Genomic DNA, 23,516 nt, shown 5'->3' with positions numbered 1-23,516 from the left:
GCCTCAGCGTTCGCTGCGTTCGAAGGAAAACAGCCGCGCCAGCGGATGCTTGCGGCGCTCGATCCGAGCACGCACCAGGCCGGCGCCGATCATGCTGTAGGTGATGCCGTTGCCGCCGTAGGCCATCGCGAACTGCACGCGCGGGCCGTGTTGCTCGTGCGGACCGAACCACGGCAGGCCGTCGGCGGTCTCGGCGAAGGTGCCGGCCCAGGCGAAGGCGGGCTTCAACTGCAGACGCGCGAAACGCTTGCCGACTTTCTTGACCAATTCTTGCGCCTTCGACTCCACTCGGCGATCGCGCCGCGCCGGCAGGTCGATCGCGTCGTCGCAGCCGCCGACTACCAGCCGGCCGTCACCGGTGCTGCGCATGTACAGATAAGGCCGCGCCGATTCCCACACCATGGTGGTGTCGAGCGCCTGCAGTTCGTCCTTGTGCAGCGGATCGGTGACGAAGGCGTAACTGCTGCGGTTGCGCGCCAGGCGCTGGTCGATCCACTTCTGCGCGGCGTAGCCGGCGCAGATTACCGCGTGATCGGCCTGAACGCGCAGGCCATCCTCGGTGCGCAGTTCCACTGAGCGCTGGGTCGCGCGCATGCTGTGCACCTTGGTGCGATCGAATACCTGGGCGCCGTTGCGTTGCAGCCGCGCGAGCAGGCGCTGCGCCATGCGGTAGGGATCGACTGAGGCCGCACATTCGCTGAGGATGCCGCCGGGCGCCTGCAGACCGTAATCGGATTCGAGCGCATCGGCGTCCAGCCAGCGCAACGCCAGGCCGTGCCGGCTGCGCAGCGCGGCTTCCTCGCGCAGCACCGGGATGTGGCCGGGCTTGCTGGCGTAGTACAGGCTCGCGCTGCGGCGGAAGTCGACATCGCGCAGGCCGCGGGCGACTTCGCCCAGATCGTCGATCGCTTGCGCGCAAGCTCGATACGCCAAGGCGCCGTCGGCCTCGCCGTACTGCTTGCACAAGTCGATCAGATGGGTGTCGATTTCGTACTGCAACAGCGCGGTGCTGGCGGCGGTGCTGCCCCAACCGATGTCGCGCTGCTCGATCACTGCGACATCGTGGCCGTGAGCGGCCAGTTCGTCGGCGATCAACGCGCCGCTGATGCCGCCGCCGATCACCACGATCTCGCAGCGTAGATCGCGCTCCAGGCGCGGGAACGCGTGCATCAGGCCATTGCGGATCGCCCAGAAGGGATAGCCGCTTTTCAGGTCCACGGAATCAAACGCATGAGAGAACGGGCTGGCAGGTCATGCCCCTAGCAGACCCGGCGCGGCGTAACGGCGGGGTGATTGCGCGGCGCCGATGGCGTATCGAATCGACGCGATGCGGCCGCTACGGTGAAGCGTTCAGTGACGCACTTCGCTCATCGGCTGCACCACGTGCAGGCCCGGCGAGGGATCGATCGCAAGTTCTTTTTCCAGTTCGAGCTGGAACTGTTCGAAGCTGATGCCGCGTTCGGCGACCTCGGTGTTCGCCGCGGTGCGCAGCGCGCTCGAGCAGCCCAGGCGGACCTCCAGGCCGTCGCGCCGGTGCAGGTCGGCCGCGCGCTCGAGCAGGGCCAGCACCCGCGCGGCGCTGTCGGAGCCGCCGACGATGCGGCCGCCCAGGCCGAGGGTCCATTCGCCTTCGCGGCGCACGATGCCGCCGAGCAAGCGCCCTTGGGCGTCGCGCAGTTCGGCATGCGGTTCGATGCTGGGGCCCGGCAACGGCGCGTTGCGGGCCTTGGCGATTTTGCGCTTCTTGGCGTCGCGGCGGGCCTTGGAGTTGATCGACATGGTGGCTCCTCGGTGAGGCCGGTTCGTCCTGGCCGAATCATAGCCTGTCGGCCGGTCCGGCTGAACCCGTGCGCGGTTTCGTTCAGCCAAAACGCCTGCATTTCATGGAGATACGAGCCTTTGCCGCGCCCGGGCGCGAACCCGGACGCGGCAAAGGCAACCCTCACGCAAGCATCAATATGCTCGCGTTCACGCTTTGCGCGAAGGCCTGCGCGCCGCGCCGATCCGCTTCGGCCGAACCGTCGCCAGGGCGCGGCCCGCGACCTCGCGAACCGTCAAAACCACACGCGTACGCCGGCCACCAACCGGGCATCGCCGTTGTCTTCGCCGGCGGCGCGGCGATAGTCGGCCGTGTCGCCGAACGCGCGTTCCCAGGTCACTCCGAGGTAGGGCGCGAACTGCCGGGTGATCTCGTAGCGCAGGCGCAGGCCGGCTTCGACCGTGCTCAGGCCCGCGCCGATCCCGCGTTGCGGATCGTCGCGGCCGTACACGTCGACTTCGATCAGCGGCTGCAGGATCAGCCGGTTGGTCAGCAGCAGTTCGTACTCGGCTTCGAAGTTCAATGCGGTGCGGCCCGCTTCGCCGATGTAAGCGGTCGCCGCGACTTCGAACTTGTACGGCGACATGCCCTGCACGCCGAACGCGGCCCAGGTCTGCCCGTGCTCGGGGCGCAGATCGTGCTTGGCGCCGACCACCACGTCCCACCACGGCGAGATCGCGCGGCCGTACAAGGCCTCCAGGTTGGCCGATTCGACGCGGCCGTCCTCACGCTCGCCTTCGCTGCGCAGCCACAATCGGTCGGTGTCGTTGCCGAACCAGGCCTGGCCTTCCCAGGCTTGGGCATTGCCGTGCTCGGCGTCGACTGCTTCCAGGCGATTGATCAGCACGTAATGATTGAACTGCGGCGCGTGCTGCATGTGCAGGTTGATCGGTGCGAACGCGGCGGCGCGATCGGCGTCGGTGGGCTGTGGGATCGGTTCGCGCGGTTCGCCGCTGGCGGCAGCGGGCTTGGCTTGATTCATCCGCGAATGGTCCATCCGGCTGTGATCCATCGGTGCTGGCTTGGCTTCGGGCGCGGCGGGCTTGGTATCGCCCATGCCGGAATGATCCATGCCCGCGTGATCCATCTTCGAATGATCCATCGTCGAGTGATCGACCGCGGCCGCAGGTTTCGCCGGCGTCTTTTGCGCCGTCTGATGAGCGGCGTGATCCATCTTCGAATGATCGTGGCCTTGCGCCTGCGCGGCGCCTGTCAAAGCCAGGCCCAGACTCAACGCGAGCGAGCAATAGCGGAGGGACGGCATCGTGTTCATTCCTCGACCCTCACTTCGCGCATCATCCCGGCTTCCATGTGGTACAGCAGGTGGCAGTGGTACGCCCAGCGGCCCAGCGCATCGGCGCGCACGCGATAACTGCGCCGGGTTCCCGGCGGCATGTCGATGGTGTGCTTGCGCACCTGGAACTCGCCGGCCTCGTTCTCCAGATCGCTCCACAGACCGTGCAGATGGATCGGGTGGGTCATCATGGTGTCGTTGACCAGGACGATGCGCATGCGCTCGCCGTAGGTCAGGCGGATCGGTTCGGCGCCCATGAATTTCTGGCCGTCGAACGACCAGGCGAATTTCTCCATGTGGCCGGTCAAGTGCAGTTCGATCTCTCGACTGGGTTCGCGTCCATCGGGATCGTCGAACAGGCTGCGCAGATCGCTGTAGGTCAGCACCTTGCGGCCGTTGTTGCGCAGGCCGATGCCCGGATCGTCGAGCTTGGGCGAGGTCGCCATCGCGCGCATGTCGATCAGGCGTTCGTCGCCCTTGGCGGGCGTGGTCGCGGCGCCGTGCCGCATCGCGCCGTGATCCATGCCGGCATTCGCGCCCATGCCCATGTTCGCGCCGCAGCCGCCTTCCATACCTTTCATCTTGCTCATGTCGTGACCGCCGCCGCCCGTCGCGCCGTGGTCCATGCCGCTCATGCCGCCATGACCCATGTCGTCCATGGTCAGCAACGGCCGCGGATCGTGAGGCGGCACCTCTGCCTGCAGGCCTTCGCGCACCGCCAGGGTGCCGCGCGCATGGCCGGTGCGACCGTTGTCCTGGGCGAAGATGGTGTAGGCGTCCTGGCCGGCGGGTTCGACCAGCACATCGAAGGTCTCGGCCACCGCGATGCGGAATTCGTCGACCGTGACCGGATGGATGTACTGGCCGTCGGCGGCGACCACGGTCATCTTCAAGCCGGGGATGCGCACGTCGAAATACGTCATCGCCGAGCCGTTGATGAAACGCAGCAACACCTTTTCGCCCGGACGGAACAGCCCGGTCCAGTTGCCGGCCGGCGCGGCGCCGTTGAGCAGGTAGGTGTAGGTATTGCCGTTGACGTCGGACAGATCGGTCGGGGTCATGCGCATGCGGCCCCATTCGCCGCGATCGCGCAGGGTCGCGGCGAGCCCGCGTTCGCGCGCGTCGCGCATGAAATCGCCGACCGTGCGCTTGGCGTAGTTGTCGTAACTCGACATCTTCTTGAGCCGACGGAACAGCGCCGCCGGGTCCATGTCGGTCCAGTCCGACAGCAGCAGCACGTGCTCGCGGTCGAAGTGGAACGGCGCCGGTTCGCGCGGATCGATCACGATCGCGCCGTACAGCCCGGCCTGCTCCTGGAACATCGAATGACTGTGATACCAGTACGTGCCCGATTGCCCGACCCGGAAGCGGTACACGTAGCTTTCGCCCGGATGGATGCCGTCGAAACTCAGCCCCGGCACGCCGTCCATGTTGGCCGGCAGGATCAGCCCGTGCCAATGGATCGAGCTCATGCCTTCGGCGAGCCGGTTGGCGACCCGCAAGGTCACCGTGTCGCCTTCGCGCCAGCGCAGGATCGGCGCGGGCAGGGTGCCGTTGACGGTGATCGCCGGGCGCGTCTTGCCGGTGAAGTTGGCCAGCGAGGAGCCGATCGAGAGATCGAATTCGGTGCCGCTCAATACCTGCGGCATGCCGGCCAGGGCGGGCGCGGCATAGGCCGAACGCCACAGGCCGCTGCCCGCGGCGAGGCCGCCGACCGCCAGGCCGGTGACGAAACGGCGACGGCCGGCATCGATCGATGCGCCGCCGTCGTCGGAGAAAAATCGGTTCATTGGGCTTCCTGTAGACGGAAGAGTCGCGAATGTCTCGCGATGCGCGCAGCCTGCGGTCCGGCCCGAACGGGCGGTGACGCGGGTGCGCGAGCGAACGACGCCGACGCGTGCAGGGTCGCGAGGACGCTCGCGAGGCTGCGTGAAATCTGCGCGGAGTCGTACCCGGGCGAGGCCCGGCCGCTCGTATCAGGCGATCGGAGGCCGGATCGGCAGGCTCGACACGCCGTTGGGCGCGGCCGCTTCCGGCGGCAGGGCGAGCGCGGGACCGGCCAGGGCCGGCGCCAGGCGCAGGGCGACGCGTACGATCGCGACCGCGTGGGTGCAGTCGCATTGGCAGCGGAAGGTGCCGCAGCAATCGTCGGGCTGGGCCGACAGCGAGGCGTCCGCGGGCTGCGCGATCGCCGCTTCGGCGCCGTGGTTCATGGCGGCGTGATTCATGCCGGCAGGAGCCACGCCGACTCGATCGGTGCCGGCCGCCATGCCTTCGTGGCATTCGGCCGTCATCGCCGTCTCGCTGGATGCGGCACCGCTCGACACCGCCACGGCCGCATGCGCCCGATGCATCGCCTGCGCGCCGCCGACGGTCATCGCCGCGGCGGCGTAACCGTTCAGGCTGATCGAGACGATCAGCACGATGCGCAGCAGGAGCGAGAAATAGGTCATGGGGCGCCGGATCGAGTGCGGCACAGGATGGTGCAGGTGGACGCGAGTTTCAACCGTTTCGCCGATGCGCGCGTTAATGGATCGTGAGTCTTTGGCCTGCAATCGACCTGTCCACAGTAGGAAGGTTGTCGCTCCACGCCAGTCGACTTGAGGCGTCGACGCCTCATTGCGTAGGCCTCATTGCGCCAGATCGCCGTACTCGGTGTAGATCACCCGTTCGACCCGGCCGCCGCCGATGCGATCGCCGCGCCGCAGCTCGCCGCGAGCGCGCGTCGGACGAGTGAGCGCTTGATCTTCGATTCGCGCCGCCGCGGCAGGCGCGGTCAGCTGCACGATCTGGTCCATGTCCGGCGCGCCTTCGATCCTGTGCGCCGCGAACCGCTGGCTGCCGCGGCCGAAACCGATCCAGCGCGAGGGCTGTGGCGTGCGGCCGGCTTCGAAACGACGAAAATGCACGATGTGTCGCACCGACACATCGATGTCGCGGGCGATCGCAGTGCCGCCGCGTTCGAAATGGCCGCGATACAGGTCGGCCTTGAAATGGGCGTCGGGTTTGATCGTATCGGGCAAGACCCAGCGCTGGGTCGGGGCGAGGGTGTAGTACGTGTCCGGATGCGCGGCCGCATCGTCGCGATAGGCGCGCAGCGCCTCGGCCGGCAGGTTCGCTTCGAAAATCAGCTGATAGTGATGCGGGTGATGGAACATCGGCAGATGCGACAGATAGACCGCATCGGTGCCGACCACCAGCATGCCGTGCGTGTTGGGCGGGTCGGCGAACTCGCCGGGCTGGGCGACGCGGCCGAGCACGAAGTCGTCGCTGACGTGCTCATGCACGAAATCGCCGGCCTCGGTCACCGCCGCCTGCCATTGCGCGATCTGTTTCGCATCGAGCGCCAGCGCGTGCTCATGCGGCTGATACGGCCCGCCGAGCGGATACAGCACGCCGGGTGTCGTGCTCATCTCGACATGGGCGCCGAGCACCCGCTCGATCCGATGCCGCCGCGCGAACGCAGTCAATCGCGCGGCGCTGGCCCGGTACGCGGCCAGATCGCGCACGGTCAGCAGGCCGGGATACAGCGTGTCGCCGCTGAACAAGCTGGCGGTCTTCGTATCGTAGATCGCGATATGCGCCGGCTCGTGCCCGGGCAGCGGCAGCACGATCAGTTCGCGATCGCCCAGGTCGAACGATGCCTCGCCGTCGGGCCAGCGATCCAGGCCGAAGACCATGGCGACCTGCTCGGGACGCAGGCCGACGATGCGGGTATCGGGACGATCGCCAAACTGCCTGTCGCCATGAACGTGATCGCGATGACTGTGGGTGTGGGCGACGATCAGCGGCAGCGAACTCAGACCTCGCTCGCGCTGCCATCGCGCCAGCAGATCGTCGACGATTTCGCGCAGCGGCAACGAGTTGTCGACCTCCGGTTCGGCGCCTGTGTCCAGCAACAAGGCGCGCTCGTTGCCGGCGATCAGGTACAGGAACGGCGCTTCGAAATTGCTGGCCCTGGATTGGCGCAGCACCCACAGGCCCGGCGCGGCGGGCTGCACCTGCAACGGGGGTTCGTCGCCGGCGCCGTGGATCCAGTGCGAGGGCAGGGCGACGGTGGCGGCCCAGGCCGGCGATGCCACGGCCAGCAGCATCCACAACAGCAAACGCGACAACACGGTCATAGCGGTTCGGCAAAGCGGCGAGGCCGGGATTATCAGCCATCGCGGACGCGTGTGGCCGATTTTGCGCATCGAGTCCGACGCGCGAACCGCTGCGCCGGACACGCGTGCTGTCGTGCAACACGCGCCGTCTCGGTCTCGCCGGGGACTACCAACCAGCCCACATCCGTAATGTGAACCCGCCCCGGCAAAAGCAAGTGCCGTAAAATAAGCCGTTGACAGCGCTGTCATAGAAACCCAGCGTCAGCCGCGAACCTGTCGCGGCGCTGTCGCGCGCGGGTTCGTCCCCTACACAGGAGCGCACCATGAACTTCGCACGCGCATACGCAGTGTCCGCCGCGGCCTTGATCGCCGCCGGCGCCTGGTTGTCGCCACAGACCGCGCAGGCCCAGACCCTGGTCTGGGAAGACAATTTCAACGGCCCGTCCATCGACGGCGACAAATGGATCTACGACGTCGGCGACGGTTGCCAGATCGGCCTGTGCGGCTGGGGCAACAATGAATTGCAGTACTACACCAGCCGCCCGGAGAACGCGCGCATCGAGAACGGCAGCCTGGTGATCGAAGCGCGGCGCGAGAATTTCGGCAGCCGCGGCTTCACCTCGGCGCGCCTGAAGACCGAAGGCCGCATGCATTTCAAGTACGGCACGCTGGAAGCGCGGATCAAGGTGCCCGACCTGCGCAACGGCTTGTGGCCGGCTTACTGGATGCTCGGCACCACCGGCAACTGGCCGGCGCGCGGCGAGATCGATCTGCTGGAAATGGGCTCGGCCGCGGCGATCGCCGCCAACATGACCAACCGCCGCGTCGGCGCGGCGGTGCATTGGGACTATCAGGGATCGCAGGCCGACTACGGCCAGGATTTCAATAGCGGCAGCGACCTCAACGGCGGCTTTCATACCTATCGCCTGACTTGGGACCCGCAGTTCGTGCGCGTGTCGATCGACGGCCAGCAATTCTTCGAGTTCGCCATCTCCAATATCGAAGGCGCCTCGCTGCATGAGTTCCACGCGCCGTACTTCCTGCTGCTCAACCTCGCGGTCGGCGGCAACTACACCGGCATTCCCACCGCCGGCGGCATCACCGCGCCCTTGCCCGGACGCATGGAGATCGACTACATCCGCCTCTACCAGAACCCAGGCAGCAGCCTGTACACCGGCGCCAATCCGCCAAGCGGCAAGTTCGGCGTGTTCACCGAACGCGGCGACATGAACGCACGCCTGAACTACAACGGCGACGCGAACCTGTACCTGTGGAACAACCTCACCCCGATCGCGGCGACGCCGTTCGAAGGCAGCCAGCTGATGGCGTTCCGCGCCAACGCCGGTGCCTGGTACGGCCTGGGCGTGGCCACCGATTACAAGAACATGAGCCGTTTCGCGCCCGGCAAATTGAAGTTCCATATGCGCACGACCACGCCGTCGATCTTCAAGATCGGCATCAGCACTTCGTTCGGCGACAGCTGGATCGACTTCGTCAACGGCGGCCAGCAATACGGGCTGGTGCGCGACGGCCAATGGCATGAGGTCAGCATTCCGTTCAGCGCATTCCACGATCTGGACCTGCATGCGGTGAAGCAGATGTTCATGCTGGTGTCCGATCCACCGGGCAGCAACGTCGATGTGTTCATCGACAACGTCTACTACCAGGACTTCTGACCGCGCCACGCGTCTGAGTGGGTTTTACCTCGTTTGAAGCGGTTTTCGATCCCGCGATCCGCGTCGCAGTGCGAATACCTCGCGCTGTGACGCGGTTCGCGCTTGGCCCGCTTGCGTGGCGGGCGAGCGCGGACTATTCGCGTGTGCGGCATCACAAGCCAAGCGCTTGCTGCATCGCAACACCTTGCCGACGCGGTGGGCTTGGCGTACTTTAAGCCGCATCCCGACGGGCCTGTCCCGTCCCTCCTGCCAGCCGGCGTTCGCGCCTGCAAGCTCGATCACACTCAGAGCTTGCAGGTGAATCAGTGAACGCATTCCGTCGCGCGGCTTGCGCGCAGAGCTGTGCTTATTTCGGCAGTGCCAATTTCGATCGCACCGTTTCGATGGCCGCGCAAGCGCGGTGCGGAGCCTGGCGATGATCGGCGAAGCGTATTGCCTGCATGGGGTCGAAGACCTCGCGCTGGCGCCTGCGCCGGCACTGTCGACGGTCGCGTCCGTGGCCAACGCGTCCTTGCTGTCGAACTATCAGCCGCGCGATTCGCTGTTCTCCTCGGCGTCGACCCAGTTGCACACGCGCGGCGTACTGCAGTCGCTGACGCATAGCATCGACGACGATCTGGCCGGCGCCAGCGAACGCTTGCTCGGCTATGTCGCCGCCGAAACCGGCCGCTTGCCGATGATCGGCGCGGTGCCGTTCGCCAGCGACGAACCCTCGCGCATGTGGGTGCCGTCGCAGGCGGTGTTCGCCGCCGGTCGCGCGCGCCATCGCGGCGCGGCGCTGGGCGCGTTGAACGCCGAGCAACGGCCGATGCCGCCGGTCGAACCGGTGCCGGCGCCGGCGCAGTTCATGCGCAATGTCGAGCGTTCGCTCGATCGCATCGTCGAAGGCGGCATCAGCAAGGTGGTGATGTCGCGCAGTCTTCGCATCGTCGCGCGCGTGGACGTGCCGCAGTTGCTCGGTCAATTGCTGGCGCGCGCGCCCGGCGCCTACACCTTCGCGATGGACCTGGCCGGGGCGGGCGGGCCGCAGGCGTGCCTGATCGGTTCCAGCCCGGAACTGCTGCTGTCCAAGCGCGGCGCGCGGATCGTCTCCAACCCGCTGGCCGGTTCGATTCCGCGTCACCCCGATCCGCAGGAAGACCAGCGCCGCGCGCGCGGCCTGCTGCAATCGGCCAAGGACCTGCACGAACACGCGCTGGTGATCGGCTCGGTCGCGGCGGCGTTGCGGCCGTATTGCCGCGAGCTGCAGGTGCCCGCATCGCCGTCACTGGTCGCCACGCCGACCATGTGGCATCTGTCGACCCGCGTCGATGGCGTGCTGGTCGATCCGTCGACCAGTTCGCTGCGACTCGCGCTGGCGCTGCATCCCACGCCGGCGGTGTGCGGTTATCCGACCGAGCGCGCGCGCGAAGTGATCCGCGAGTTCGAGGGCTACGAACGCGGCCTGTTCACCGGTCTGGTCGGCTGGTGCGACAACGAAGGCGACGGCGAATGGGCGGTGACGATCCGCTGCGCCGTGGTCGAAGAAGAATGCGCGACGGTGTTCGCCGGCGCCGGCATCGTCGCCGGTTCGCAACCGCGGGACGAACTGGCCGAAACCACGGCCAAGCTGGGCACCATGCTCGGCGCGATGGGGCTGGCGCACGCGGCGGAGGCCGGCGGCGCGCAGGGCAGGGCATGAGCGCGCAAGCGTTCGATACCGACGCGACGGCGCTGCCCGGATTCACGCCGTGGCCGCGGGAATTCGCAGCGCGTTATCGCGAGCTGGGCTACTGGAGCGGGGTCGGCCTGTACCAGCGACTGGCCCAGGTGGCTGCGCACTACCCCGATCGCACTGCGCTGGTGTGTGGCGAACGCCGTTGGAGTTATGCGCATTTCGACGAACAAGTGCGTCGGTTCGCCGCGGGTCTTGCGCGGATCGGCATCGGTCGCCGCGACCGGGTGCTGCTGCAACTGCCCAACCTCGCCGAGCACTACGTCGCCTGCCATGCCTTGTTCCGCCTGGGCGCGTTGCCGTTGTTCGCCTTGCCCGCGCATCGCCGCGCCGAGATCGGCTACTTCGTCGAACACGCGCAGATCCGCGCCTGCGTGATCGCCGACCGCGACGGCGGCTTCGATTTTCGCGAACTCATGCGCGAGGTTCGCGCGACCCAGCCGTGCCTGCGCGAGGTGATCGTGGTCGGCGAGGCGCAGGAGTTCATCGCCTTCGATTCGCTGCTCGACGAACCGATCCAGCAGGCCTTGCCGGATGCCTCGGAAGTCGCGTTCCTGCAACTGTCCGGCGGCAGCACCGGCGTGCCCAAGCTGATCCCGCGCACCCACGACGACTATTTCTACAGTGTCCGCGCCAGCGCCGAGCTCTGCGGGCTCGGCCCGGATTGCGTGTATCTGTGCGCCTTGCCGGCCGCGCATAATTTTCCGATGAGTTCGCCCGGCGCGCTCGGTGTGTTCCATGCCGGCGGCTGCGTAGTGCTGGCGCGGCAGGCCGATCCGGAGTCGTGCTTCGCCTTGATCACGCGCGAACGGGTGACCTGGACCGCGCTGGTGCCGTCGCTGGCGCTGGCATGGCTGGAGTCGCGGGCGCTCGCGCGCCATGACTTGTCTAGTCTGCAGACCATTCAGATCGGCGGCGCGCATCTCGCCGGCGAGGTCGCGCGACGCATTCCCGGAACATTCGGTTGCCGCTTGCAGCAGGTGTTCGGCATGGCCGAGGGCCTGGTCAACTACACCCGCGACGACGATCCCGATGAGGTGGTGTTGGGCACCCAGGGCCGGCCGATCAGCGCGCACGACGAGATCCGCGTGGTCGACGACGACGACAACGATCTGGCCGACGGCGAGGTCGGCCATCTGCTGACGCGCGGTCCGTACACGATCCGCGGCTATTACCGCGCCGACGCGCACAATGCGCGCGCGTTCACCGCCGATGGTTTCTATCGCACCGGCGACCGCGTGCGGCGCCTGGCCTCGGGGCATCTGGTCGTAGAAGGCCGGGCCAAGGACCAGATCAACCGCGGAGGCGAAAAGATCGCGGCCGAGGAGGTCGAAAGCCATCTGCTCGAACATCCATCGGTGTTCGACGTGGCGCTGGTGGCGATGCCGGATCGCTGGCTCGGCGAGAAGTCCTGCGCGTTCGTGGTGTTGCGGCCGCGAGCGGACGATGCACCGCCGGTGGCATCGCGCGAGTTGCAACGCTTCCTGCGCGAACGCGGCATCGCCGCCTACAAGATTCCCGACCGCGTCGAATTGATCGACGCCTTGCCGTACACCGCCGTCGGCAAGGCCGACAAGAAGGCGTTGCGTGCGAGGTTCGCACCGCCGCCGGTTTCACCCATTGCGTCCTCTCCGATGTCCTCCTCCCATCCTCTTACCGAAGCGCAGTCATGACGATTCCCACCATCGCCAGTTACCCCATGCCCGGCGCCGAGTCGTGGCCGGCCAATCGCGTCGACTGGCGTCCCGACCCGTCGCGGGCGGTGCTGTTGATCCACGACATGCAGGAGTATTTCCTCGCGTTCTACGATCGCGGCCAGGCGCCGGTGCCGGAGTTGATCGGCAACATCCGCGCCTTGCGCGACGCCTGCGACGATGCCGGCGTGCCGGTGGTCTACACCGCGCAGCCAACGCAGCAGAGCGCGGTCCAGCGCGGCCTGCTGCAACCGTGGTGGGGCCCGGGCATCACCGCCAGGCCTGAGCTCGCGCCGGTCGCGGCCGAACTTGCGCCGCGGCCGCAAGACACGGTGTTGACCAAGTGGCGTTACAGCGCGTTCGTGTCGAGCGACCTGCGCGAACGCATGCTTGCGCAGGGCCGCGATCAGCTGATCGTGTGCGGCATCTACGCCCATATCGGCTGCATGATGACCGTCGCCGATGCGTTCATGCACGACATCCAGCCGTTCCTGATCGCCGATGCGGTCGCCGATTTCTCGGCCGAGGAGCACGCGCTCGCGTTGAACTACGTTTCGCGTCGCTGCGGCGTGGTCAGCGATCGCGCCTCGTGTATCCAGGCGCTGACCGACGGTGTCGGCCTGCCGCGCAGCCTGATCGCGCTGCGCACCGAACTGGCGCTGATCATGGAGCTGCCGCTGGAGCAGATCGACGCGCAGGACAACCCGTTCGAAGCCGGACTGGATTCGATCCGGCTGATGACCTTGCTGGAACGCTGGTCGGCGCGCGGCGAGCGCATCGGTCTGGTCGAGCTGGCCGAACGCGGCAGTGTTTCGCAGTGGTGGGAACTGATCGAATCCAGGCGGGCGGCGTGATGGATCACGACGCACGCGACACGCTGGCGCTGCCACTGAGTGGCCCGCAACTGGGCATGTGGGCCGGCCAGCAACTCGATCCGGACAGCCCGTCGTTCTGGACCGCCGAAGCGATCGAATTGCACGGCGCGCTCGATCTCGTCGCGCTGGAAGATGCCGTGCGCGAAACCCTGAGCGCCTGCGATGCCTTGCACATGCGTTATGTCCGCCGCGGCGACGAGGTCGTGCAGACGTTGAACCTGCAGCGTCCGGTGGTGATCGGACACGAGGACTATTCGAACTGCGCCGATCCGTGGCGCAGCGCCCGCGAGTGGATGAGCGACGACCTGCTGCGCCAGGCCGATCTGGCGCGGCGTCCGTTGTTCGCCAGCGCCTTGATCCGGCTCGCCGCGGATCGCCATCTGTGGTATCTGCGCGTGCATCACATCGCCCTGGATGGCTTCGCCTATCTGCTGCTGATCCATCGCGTCGCCGAGTTGTATTCGGCGCGGGTCGCGGGTCGCGAACCGGCGCCCGCGCGCGACTGGTCGTTGGCGCCGGTGATCGCCGAAGAGGCGGATTATCGGCAATCACAACGTTTTATCGAGGATCGCCACTACTGGTCGCAACGCCTGAGCGGCCTGGGCGAACCGGTCACGCTCGGTCCGAAGTGCGCGCCCGATGACCGCTCGCATTCGCAGCGCGCCTTGCTGCCACCGGCGCAGTACGCGCAATGGCAGGCCGCCGCGCGCCGGCTCGGCGTGGATTGGTCGGCCTGGTTGATGGCGGCGATCTTCGCCTGGATGCATGCGCGCAGCGGCGAACGCGACATCAGCGTCGGCCTGTTGGTGATGAACCGGCTCGGCTCGGCCGCGCTCGGCGTACCGTGCATGGCGATGAACGTGGTGCCGCTGCGCTTGCGTATCGATCCGCACCTGGGCTTCGATGCGCTGGCGCGCACGGTCGCCGCGCAGTTGCGCGAGCAGCGCCCGCACCAGCGCTACAACTACGAATGGCTGCGCACCGATCTCGGTCTGGCCGACAGCCACGCGCAGTTGTACGGGCCGGTGGTCAACCTGATGCCGTTCGATCGCGGCTTCGTGTTCGAAGGGCTGTGCAGCCGCGCGCATCCGATTTCGGTCGGCTCGGTCGAAGATCTCGACATCACCGTATCGCCGATGACCGACGGCGTGCGCTTCGACATCGAAGCCAATCCGCAGGCCTACGACGTGGCCTGTCTCGCCGGGCATCACGCGGCCTTGCTGGCCTTGTTGCAGCGGATCATCGCCGAACCCGAGTGCCGCATCGATGTCCTGACCGGCCGCATCGACCCGCAACCGGCGGTGCGCGCCGCATGAGCACGCGTCCGCGGGCCCGATTGCTGCGAGTGCTGCGCATCGAACAGCGCACGCCGCAGATGCGACGCATCACCTTGGGCGGGATCGATCTGGCCGGTTTTCCCGGCGGCAGCGAAGGCGCGCACATCAAGCTGCTGTTTCCGGCGCTGGCCGGCGAAGCGCCGCGATTGCCGACCCTGGGCGAACACGGCCCGGTCTGGCCGGACGGCGCGACCCGGCCGCTGATACGCACCTACACCGTGGCGCGCATCGATCCGTCGTTGAACGAACTCGATGTCGACATCGTGCTGCACGGCGACGACGGCCCGGCGTCGCGCTGGGCCTGCGCGGCGCGGGTCGGCGATCCGCTCGGCCTGGCCGGACCGGGCGGGCCGGAGCTGTTTCGCGCCGACGCGCAACGGCACGTGCTGATCGGCGATCCGAGCAGCTATGCCTTGCTGTGCGCGGTGATCGCCAAGCTGCCGGTCAACGTCGCGGTCGATGCCTTGCTGGAAGTTCCCGATGCGACCGAGATACAAGCGTTGCCGCCGCATCCGCGGCTGCGTGCGCGCTGGTTGTGGCGCGACGGCCGGCCCGCGGGCGCGAGCCGGTTGCTGCTCGACGCGGTGCGCGCATTGCCGTGGCCACAGGGCGAATCGGTCTCGGTGACCCTGGCCGGCGAGAGCGCGCAGGTCGTGGCGATCCGCGATTTCCTCGCCGGCGAACGCGGCGTGCATCGATCGATGATGTACGCGGTGCCGTACTGGAAGGACCGCTGGGACGAAGACGCGTATCACGAGGAACGCCATCGCATCATGGATGCCTTCGACGAGGCGCAGGCATGAGCGGCGACGCTGCTGGGGCGGGCCCGGGGGAATTTGCCGGCCGGGTCGTCATGGTGACCGGCGCGGCGCAGGGCATCGGCGCGGCGACCGCGTCGCGGCTGGCGGGCGAGGGGGCCGCGCTGGCCTTGATCGATCGCGATGCGGATTCGCTAGAAAGCATCGTCGCGCAATTGCGCGCACACGGCACGAAGGTGTGGGCACGTGCACTGGATCTGTGTGACGCGGACGCGGTCGAGACCGCCGTGGCCGAGATGGAGCACGAACTCGGCGCGATCGAGCATCTGGCGCATGTCGCCGGCATCCTGCGGGTCGGCGATTGCCTGCAGCTCGATCCGGACGATTGGGACGCGTGCATGGCGGTCAACGCCCGAGCGGTGTTCACCACTACTCGCGCGGTCGCGCGGTCGATGCAGGCGCGCGGACGCGGCAGCATCGTCGCGGTCGGCTCCAACGCCGCCGCCACGCCGCGCGTGGGCATGGCGGCCTACGCTGCATCAAAGGCCGCGGCGAGCCAGTACCTGCGCTGCCTGGCGCTGGAACTGGCGCCGTTTGGCGTGCGTTGCAATCTTGTATCGCCCGGCTCGACCGACACCGCGATGCAGCGCGCCTTCGCCCACGACGAACAATCGTGGCGCGAGATCCTGATGGGCGTGGCCGAACGTTACCGGCTGGGGATTCCGCTGCAACGCATCGCCGATCCGGACGACATCGCCGAGGCGATCTGCTTCCTGCTGTCGGACCGTGCGCGCCACATCACCTTGCACGACCTGCGCGTGGATGGCGGCGCGACGTTGGATGCCTGAAGCCGCCATGCGACAGGCAGCGCGTATGTGTCTGCAATGAAACAGTGAGGCAAGCTGGGTCTGGGTGAGCGAAGTGGCCAGGCCACAGGCCGTGCCGGGCCGGCCCGGTTCCCCAGGCCGACCCGGCGTTGTACGAAGTCAGTTCAAGCGTGCGGCCGCGCCGCCGCGGATTACGGAAGGATGATGCCGCGGCTGTCGTCTTCGCCGACCACGCCGCTGGAGCTGCCGTTGTTGTTCCACACGATGTACAGGTACTTGCGCTCGCCCGGCGCCGGATCGCCGTAGTCGCCGTTGTTGGCGAAGAACTCGCGCTGCTTGTTGGCGTACTGCTGCGTGACCTTGCTGGTGACGTCGTTGGTGCTGTTCCAGACGCCGTATCCGGCGTAGCTGATGGTCGACATGATGCTGTCCTCGATCTGGATGATGAGACGACTCGTGCTCGCCGGCCTTGCGGTGCGAGCCGCACCGGCGTCGTCCTGGCCGGTGGTTGGGGCCAGCATCCACATCGAAGGGCCGCCGTACCTTTCGGGAACCTGACGGTTGCAAGGCCGGCGAAATCCACGAGCGACCTTGAGCACAAGCCCGCCCCGGCGACCTGACGGCGACCTGACGGCGCGCAATTCAAGCCGTCAGGAGGCGGCCAGGCCGTTGAGCCGGTACTCGGCCAGATCGATGACGATGACTTTGATCCTGGGTTGGCGCCCGGCGGCCAGCCTGGCCTGCTCGGCGTTTCGGCGCGAGGCATACCCGTCGCGGCGAAGCTCCATTTTTTCGCGCCACAACAGTCCGCGTAGCCGGGCAATGGGAATACGCAGGCCGTCGTCGGAAATCAGGTAACGCCCACGCAGGCGCCAGCCCGACCATTCTTCGTCCAGGTCGATATTCATGGGGGTTCTCCTTCGGTCAGAGATCTCGGTCGAGGCTCATGAAGGAAAGGCGGCTTGGTGTCGATGCCCGTGCTTCACGATCCCCGCCGGCATCGTGATTTTTCTTGAACTCGCCGAGCCGCTCCGGCAGGAGCGACTCGGCGACCCGATCGTCAGTGGGACATAAGCAACATCACCACCGGATCAGTTGATGCCGTTGATGAAGGTCGCGCCGGTCGCGCCCGGATCCAGCCAGTTGCTCAAGCGGGTGGCATTGGTGCCGCCGCCGGTCCACGAGGTGAACACGCGGCCGTACTGGTCGCTGCGGTTGGTGCCGGTGGCGCTGCAGCTCGACGGACCGCCATGCAACTGGCCGATGACGCGCTTGTCCGGGCTGTACAAGGGCGAGCCCGACGAGCCGGGCTCGGTCACGCCGCCGCTGGGCTGCCACTGCACGTTCAAGTGGGTGGTGCCGGCGCCGCCGCCCCAGGCCACGAACGAGGTCGAGCTGTTCGACAGGCTGATGCGCTTCTCGGCGACGTTCGGATGATGGATCGCGATGGCGCCCGGGAAGTTCTGGTTGCGGCGGTCCCAACCGGCCCAGTACAGGTTGAACGCCGGATTGGCCGCGGTGCTCAGTTCCAGCAGGGTGAAGTCGGAATTGGCCGAAGTCGCGCGCAAGGTCGAGCCCGACTGGTTCTGGGCCAGCGAGCCGTTGCCGTTGGCGCCGCTGGCCGGCGTGTTGGGCGCGCGGCAGGTCGAGTTCTGGTAATTCCAGTACACGACGATGCTGCCCGCCGCCGCCGCCGTGGTCATGCCGCAGTGATGCGCGGTGAGGAAGTACATCTTCTTGTTGTTGGCGGTGTTGTTGACCAGCGAGCCGGTGCAGGCCAGCGAACCGTTCTTCGAGTACACGCCGACCGAGCGGACGATGGTGCTGTTGGCGGTGCCGTCGGGGCAGGCCACGTCGACGTTGCACGAACCCGACACGCCTTTCTCGCCGCTGGCTTCGGCCATGCGCCGCGCGAGCGGACCGAAACCGACGTAGTCGTGATTGACCTTGGTCAGATGCAGTTTCAGCTGGCCGGCGCTGGCGCGCGGTACGACCACTTCGATCACCGCTTCCTGGCCCGGGACGATCGCCGTCCACAACTGGCCCAACTCATTGTTGTCGCGGTCGGTGTACTCGCGGATCAGATCGCGGTCGCCGCCTTTTTCCTGGGTCGCCGGGTAGATCAGCATGCGGCCGCCGGCCGGCATGTAGTACTGCGTGAAGCCGAAATTCAACGACATCGCCTTGTCCGAACGCACGCGCTGGCGCCAGACCACGTGCTCGGCGTCGAGGGTTTCCCACACGCCGGAATTCAGCGGGGTCATGTCGACCGTCATCGGAAAGGCGAAGCGCGGGATATCGCCGCGCTTGTCGCGCAACAGATCTTCGGCCTTCAACTTGTCGACATTGACCGCGGGCATCGTGCGCACGGCGACCTTGCTCAGCGGGGATACGTTGGGATGATCGAACGCGGCCGGCAGCGTGGCCGGCGCGGCGATCGCGGCGCCGATCGAAAGGGACAACAAAGCGAGGGAACCGTACAGTCGTTTCATGGCTCTTTCCTTCCTAGAAAATAGACGCAGGGATGAGGCCTTGTCCGCGACGCAGGCATGCGCATCCGGCAAACCAGGCCGAATGGGCGGCGAGGCCGGCGAGGGGAGTCGGTCAGTTGAAAGACGGTTGTTGAACGGCGATTACGAAAGCACTCGATTGCGCGAGGCGCCGATGGCCGGCGACCTCGAACGTGACCCGGCTCGGCGGCCACAGCGCACCGTATGCCTAGGCCGCGCTGCACAACAACGCGAAAAATATCCGTGCGCACGCGGCTTCCGGACTCGTATCACGCAAGCGGAAATAAAATCGTTCAGGTATTTAGACGCCGCGATGCCGCGGTCCGACGGCTGAGTTCGTCGTGAGCGAAGGTGAGGGTGCGGCGGCCATTGGCGGCGGCCATTGCAGGTGCGGCGACTCGGCCGGCCTTCGTTCAATTAGATAAACACGTGTATCGCAATGGGGACTTCCTAGGGTCGCCCCGTATTGAACGGGCATCGTCGGCAATGCAACTCTGCAGTCTGCGTGCAGGCACACGCGGCATCGCGGTTGCCTGCCTGCTACGCCCGCATGAATGCACGAACGCGAGGCACGACAGACGATTGCTTGAACGGCGGTGTAGCCCAAGAGCACCGCTGCAATGGCAAACCCGCAGGTGCGAGACGGAGAAAGCCCCGATGAGCGACGACAAAATCAAGCCACTTCCGCCGCCGCCACCGCCTCCTCCGCCGCCTCCGCCCGAGTCGGTCAAGCCGCCGGTCAAGCCTCCGGTCAAAATCGAGAAGCCCGAAGACGCGCTCGCGCAGGCCAATTTCGATAAAGGCGGCGCCCTGCAGGGGCCGACCCATCAGCAGACCCTCGCGAACCTGAGCGACAGCCGCCGCAGCGCGATCGATCAGGCTTCGCAACAAGGCCGGACCGGCGACATCCACACCATCAACCGCGCCTACGACCAGGCGCAGGCGCGACTGGACGCCGACAACGTCGCCGCCCAGTACAAGCCCGAACCGCCGGCGAACACTCGCGCTTCGCAGACGCCCGACGGCGCCGCCGTGCGCGAGAGCACCTACGCCGACGGCACCCGCATCGTCCAGACCGACGGGCTCGACGCCAACGGCCATGCCTTGGTGACGACCAAGGTGTTCGATCCCAAGGCGACCGGGCCCGCCGCCGCGGTGCCGCTGGAAAGCCGCAGCGTCGTCGACAACGGCGTGTCGACGGTCAGCGGGCTTCCGCAACGCACGGTGCAGCCAGGTCCCGACGGCAAGAGCGCGGTCGTCACCGATGCCTACGGCGGCACCGCGGCCGAACCGGCGCGGATCGTGCAGCATGCCGTGATCCCGAACGAACAGGGCTATCAGGTCCAGTCGGTGACGCTGCGCGAGAACGGCGCCGACATCACCGGGCCGCAGCCGCTGCGGATTCGCGAAGTGTCGGCCGACGGTGCGACCACCTTCGATACCGGCGAGGTCAGCAAGGTCACCACCACCCCGGTGGCCGGCCAGCCCGGCGTCAGCACCGTGACCCACGCCTACGACAGCGGCTATCGCATGGAGTACCAGGTGCATGCGGCGCCGGCCGGAGCGCAGGGCATTCCCGATGCGCAGCTGTCGCAGAAGCTGGTCGCGCAGGACGGCAGCGTCGTGTTCGAGCAGAAAGGCGTCGCGCGCACGGAGCAGGTCGGCGAAGACGGGCGCAAGCAGGTCGTCGACACCGCCGCGGACGGACGGCGCACCGTGTACTCGCTGGGCGACGACGGCAAACTCGCCACGACCCAGGCCTACGACGCCAAGGGCGCGCTGCAGCAGACCACCCAGCACGAGTCGGTCAGCGGCCTGCCGGTGGTCACCCGCCGCGATACCACCACCAACGCCGACGGCAGCAAGGTGGTGACCGAATACGACGCGCAGCAGCAGCCGATTGGCGTGCGCCAGACCGCCGCCGACGGCAGCGTGGTCAAGGAACTGGGTTCGCTCAAGGGCGAACGCATCGATCAGGGCAGAGCGGGGCAGGTCGCCGACGAGATTCTCGATCAGGGCGACCGCACGATGTGGCGCGACGACTACGAGAAGCGCCTGAACTACGCGCTCGACACGCTGCAGGACCTCGACCCGGTGTCGCAGCAGATGGTGATGTCGGCGCTGCAGGAAAAAGATCCCGGCATGGGCCAGTCGTGGTTCAAGACCGGCATCCTGGAGAACCTCTCGCCCGAGCAGATGACCCAGCTCGAAAACGGCGGCCTGGACATCATGACCGGCGTGCCCGGCACCAAGGCCGCCGATCTGCAGGCGATCAAGGACATCGATCAGTACAACGCCAACGGCGACAACTACACCGGCGAATACGGCGAACTGGCCGCGACGAGCGATCAGCAGAACGCCGGGCAGCTGCAGGCGTTCATGACCCAGTATCAGGCGCGCGCGGCCGATCCCGCCGCGCAGGCGCGCTTCGTGGCGCTGTACAACCGCATGCACGGCGATGCGTTCACCGAAGGTTTCCTCAGCGACGAACATCTGGCCAGCGCGCGCGACGCCGGGGTGAAGACCTTTACCGAGCAGACGGTCAAGATCGACGGCGACACCTACAACACGCTCATGGGCGATCGCCTGGAGACCGCGGCCGACAAGAGTCCCGCCGTGCTCGCCGCGCGCGATCGGGTGATGGATGCGGGCGTTCGCCGCTTCATGGTCGACAACCAGGAAGAGCGGGTGCAGGCGCTGGTCAAGGAAATGGGTTCGCTCGATGCCGACGGCCAGGCGGCGCTGATCCGCCAGATCGTCAAGACCGATCCGGACGCGCGCCTGAACTGGCTGCGCGACAGCATCATCAGCCGCGCCACCGAAGGCAACGAGGCGTTCACCCCGCAGATGCGCGAGCTGATCACCGATGTGCGCGGCAACGGCGAAACCAGTTTCATGGGCCAGCTGCAAGGCTTCGGCGGCGGCGTCAAGGACGCGGCGGTGGGCTTCGTCGTCGGCCTGGGCGCGTTGGCGAGGACCGCGTACGACCTCAGCGGCACCGGCGTGCTCGTCGATCAGGTCAGCGGCGGCAACGCACCGGCGTTCCTGCCCAGCGCCAAGCGCGGCATGGAAACCGGCGAGGCGATGGTCGAAGGCCTGCCGCACATGTTCGATCACATCGGCAAGGCCTGGAACGACGGCCGTTACGGCGAAGCGCTCGGCAACGTCACCTTCGACGTGGCCTCGCTGGTCATCCCGCTGAAGATTCCCAAGATCAAGCTGCCCGGCGCGGCCGGGGCGGTCGACGACGTGGCCCACAGCCCGCTGCGCTACATCGATCAGCAAGGCCGCCCGGTAACGCCGCCGGCGACCGAGCCGCGGTTGGCGACGCAAGGCCCCGACGGCGTCTACAACATCACCGATCTGCCGCCGCCGCGCGGCGTGCTCGGCGGCGCGCCGCAGCGACTGGCGCTCGACGCGGCGCCGACCGCGGAGGTCATCGCCCAGCGCCAGGCGACGGCGATCTCGTTCTACGAGCGTGCGACCGGCAAGCCCGCGGATCTTTCGCACGTGGCGGGCATCGACTTCACCCGCCCGGTGGAAGTGCGGACCTTGCCCAAGGGCACCGAGGTCTATCAGTGGCAGGTGCCGGGCGGGCCGAAGGGCAACTACTTCTCCTTCAGCGACAGCGCCCGTCCCACCGACATCGGCATCGCCGATATCGGCCCCGGTCCGGGCGTCTACGGCCGCGTGCGCGACATCCAGGGCCAGCCGCACGTCGGCGTCGATCCTAAATATGCCGCGGAAATCACTCCCGACGGCATCGTGTCCAAGGTGTCCACGCGCTACGTGCTGACTGAAGACACTCAAGTGCTGGTGTCGACCGCGAATCGCATCGACGATACCTGGGCGATACCCGACAACAGCTTGTCGATGCCGACCGAAGGCGGCCGCCTGCAGATCTATGCCGGCAAGAACGATCCCTTCCAGCCCGTGGCCAAGGGCGTCGATCCTCCGGACGGCGTGCCGCCGGCCGGCGCGACCGGCGCCTATCAGGTGCCGCCGGGCCGATCCTTCGCCGACGACATGGCGGGCACCACGCCGCATCGGCTGGACGGCGATCTGCTGCAAGTCGCCAAGCACGTCTACAAGGCCGACGGTTCCCCTCTGGAAGGCAGCTTCCGCCAAGTCGCCGACGCCGATCTGCCGGCCGGTTTCACCCCGGCGGATTTCAACCATTCCTCGGGACTGCGCGCGGGCCTGTACACCAACGGCGAGGGCCAGTTCGTGCTCGCGTTCAAGGGCACCGCGCCGACCAGCCGGACCGCCTTGAAGGACATCTACACCGACGCTGCACAAGGTTTGGGCTTCGACACCGCGCAGTATCGACATGCGGTGGATCTGACCCGTCGCGCCTATGAAACCTATGGCGAGAATCTCGTATTGACCGGCCATTCGCTCGGCGGCGGGCTCGCCTCGCAGGCCGCGATGGCGGTGGGCGGCGGGCATCTGCCGGCGATCGTGTTCAACCCGGCGGCCGTGCATCCGCGCAATCTGGCCCGCAACAATCCGCTGTTCCGTGAGGATGGCGGCGTGCAGCAGGCGCCCGACGGCGGAACCTTCGCCAACAGCCGCGACCTCGCGCCGTATTTCGCCGAGCAAGGCGGCATCGTGCGCGCCTACCTGGTCAAGAACGACGAACTCAACTGGTTGCAGGACCATATTCCGGGCATGCCCGATGCCTTGGGTCATCGCGAGATGCTGCCGCCGAAGTTCCCGGTCGGCCACACCATGGGCCCGGTCGAGGAGAGCTTCAACAAACGCTTCCCCGACGGCGTGCCCGAGATTCCCGCCGACGTCGGCCGCTGGTACATCGATCCGCAAACCGGGCAATGGACGACGAAGGCGCCCGATCCCAACGCATCGGGTTGGCCGGATTGGCCGCTGGGTGGAGGCCGATAGTCGTCGT

At 67.2% G+C, this 23,516-nt stretch carries 17 protein-coding genes; 8 read left to right on the top strand and 9 right to left on the bottom strand.

What is annotated here, in order from left to right; translation table 11 throughout:
* Positions 1–3: 3 nt before the first annotated feature.
* From KME82_RS13175 to KME82_RS13150, 6 genes are all read right to left on the bottom strand, one after another.
* On the bottom strand, positions 4–1,218 hold the full coding sequence (locus KME82_RS13175) for an NAD(P)/FAD-dependent oxidoreductase (protein ID WP_215494452.1): 1,215 nt from the start codon (positions 1,216–1,218) through the stop codon (positions 4–6).
* A 132-nt stretch (positions 1,219–1,350) separates the two neighbouring features.
* Complete coding sequence (locus tag KME82_RS13170) at positions 1,351–1,779, bottom strand: hypothetical protein (RefSeq protein ID WP_215494451.1); 429 nt, start codon at positions 1,777–1,779, stop codon at positions 1,351–1,353.
* 275 nt (positions 1,780–2,054) lie between these two features.
* On the bottom strand, positions 2,055–3,083 hold the full coding sequence (locus KME82_RS13165; protein WP_215494450.1) for a copper resistance protein B: 1,029 nt from the start codon (positions 3,081–3,083) through the stop codon (positions 2,055–2,057).
* 5 nt (positions 3,084–3,088) lie between these two features.
* Complete coding sequence (locus KME82_RS13160; RefSeq protein ID WP_215494449.1) at positions 3,089–4,903, bottom strand: copper resistance system multicopper oxidase; 1,815 nt, start codon at positions 4,901–4,903, stop codon at positions 3,089–3,091.
* A gap of 186 nt (positions 4,904–5,089) precedes the next feature.
* A complete protein-coding gene (locus KME82_RS13155) occupies positions 5,090–5,566 on the bottom strand; it encodes a CopL family metal-binding regulatory protein (RefSeq protein ID WP_215494448.1) in 477 nt (158 codons plus the stop codon).
* A 177-nt stretch (positions 5,567–5,743) separates the two neighbouring features.
* On the bottom strand, positions 5,744–7,237 hold the full coding sequence (locus KME82_RS13150; RefSeq protein WP_215494447.1) for an MBL fold metallo-hydrolase: 1,494 nt from the start codon (positions 7,235–7,237) through the stop codon (positions 5,744–5,746).
* A gap of 302 nt (positions 7,238–7,539) precedes the next feature.
* Between KME82_RS13150 and KME82_RS13145 the strand changes: the two genes are divergently transcribed.
* The 7 genes from KME82_RS13145 to KME82_RS13115 all read left to right on the top strand — a co-directional run bounded on the left by KME82_RS13145 (position 7,540) and on the right by KME82_RS13115 (position 16,118).
* A complete protein-coding gene (locus tag KME82_RS13145; protein WP_215494446.1) occupies positions 7,540–8,892 on the top strand; it encodes a glycoside hydrolase family 16 protein in 1,353 nt (450 codons plus the stop codon).
* A gap of 415 nt (positions 8,893–9,307) precedes the next feature.
* A complete protein-coding gene (locus KME82_RS13140) occupies positions 9,308–10,573 on the top strand; it encodes an isochorismate synthase (protein ID WP_215494445.1) in 1,266 nt (421 codons plus the stop codon).
* Entirely contained in the window at positions 10,570–12,279 is a 1,710-nt protein-coding gene (locus KME82_RS13135; RefSeq protein ID WP_215494444.1) for a (2,3-dihydroxybenzoyl)adenylate synthase, read from the top strand. Before KME82_RS13140 ends, KME82_RS13135 begins: the two co-directional genes overlap by 4 nt.
* The gene (locus KME82_RS13130) at positions 12,276–13,154 is read left to right on the top strand and encodes an isochorismatase family protein (protein ID WP_215494443.1); all 879 of its coding nucleotides are present in this window, start codon (positions 12,276–12,278) and stop codon (positions 13,152–13,154) included. Before KME82_RS13135 ends, KME82_RS13130 begins: the two co-directional genes overlap by 4 nt.
* Positions 13,154–14,491 (top strand): condensation domain-containing protein, encoded by a 1,338-nt coding sequence (locus tag KME82_RS13125; protein ID WP_215494442.1) that lies wholly within the window; start codon positions 13,154–13,156, stop codon positions 14,489–14,491. Before KME82_RS13130 ends, KME82_RS13125 begins: the two co-directional genes overlap by 1 nt.
* Complete coding sequence (locus tag KME82_RS13120) at positions 14,488–15,315, top strand: siderophore-interacting protein (RefSeq protein ID WP_215494441.1); 828 nt, start codon at positions 14,488–14,490, stop codon at positions 15,313–15,315. The genes KME82_RS13125 and KME82_RS13120 overlap by 4 nt, the downstream gene beginning before the upstream one ends.
* Positions 15,312–16,118, top strand: coding sequence for a 2,3-dihydro-2,3-dihydroxybenzoate dehydrogenase (locus KME82_RS13115; protein ID WP_215494440.1), 807 nt, complete (start codon positions 15,312–15,314; stop codon positions 16,116–16,118). The genes KME82_RS13120 and KME82_RS13115 overlap by 4 nt, the downstream gene beginning before the upstream one ends.
* A 170-nt stretch (positions 16,119–16,288) precedes the next feature.
* On the opposite strand, the gene KME82_RS13110 is transcribed toward KME82_RS13115, so the two are convergent.
* The 3 genes from KME82_RS13110 to KME82_RS13100 all read right to left on the bottom strand — a co-directional run bounded on the left by KME82_RS13110 (position 16,289) and on the right by KME82_RS13100 (position 18,589).
* Positions 16,289–16,519, bottom strand: coding sequence for a hypothetical protein (locus tag KME82_RS13110; RefSeq protein WP_215494439.1), 231 nt, complete (start codon positions 16,517–16,519; stop codon positions 16,289–16,291).
* Between the two features lie 228 nt (positions 16,520–16,747).
* Positions 16,748–17,005, bottom strand: a complete 258-nt coding sequence (locus KME82_RS13105; protein ID WP_215494438.1) for a DUF3653 domain-containing protein — start codon at positions 17,003–17,005, stop codon at positions 16,748–16,750.
* A gap of 183 nt (positions 17,006–17,188) precedes the next feature.
* The gene (locus KME82_RS13100; protein WP_215498908.1) at positions 17,189–18,589 is read right to left on the bottom strand and encodes a trypsin-like serine peptidase; all 1,401 of its coding nucleotides are present in this window, start codon (positions 18,587–18,589) and stop codon (positions 17,189–17,191) included.
* Positions 18,590–19,264: 675 nt separating this feature from the next.
* Between KME82_RS13100 and KME82_RS13095 the strand changes: the two genes are divergently transcribed.
* A complete protein-coding gene (locus KME82_RS13095) occupies positions 19,265–23,509 on the top strand; it encodes a polymorphic toxin type 46 domain-containing protein (RefSeq protein WP_215498907.1) in 4,245 nt (1,414 codons plus the stop codon).
* Positions 23,510–23,516 lie beyond the last annotated feature (7 nt).

Source organism: Lysobacter capsici, assembly GCF_018732085.1.
In the GTDB taxonomy this organism is placed as follows: Bacteria; Pseudomonadota; Gammaproteobacteria; order Xanthomonadales; family Xanthomonadaceae; genus Lysobacter; species Lysobacter capsici_A.
Note: the sequence above shows the minus strand (reverse complement) of the source record. Positions and strands in the feature narration are given on the sequence as shown.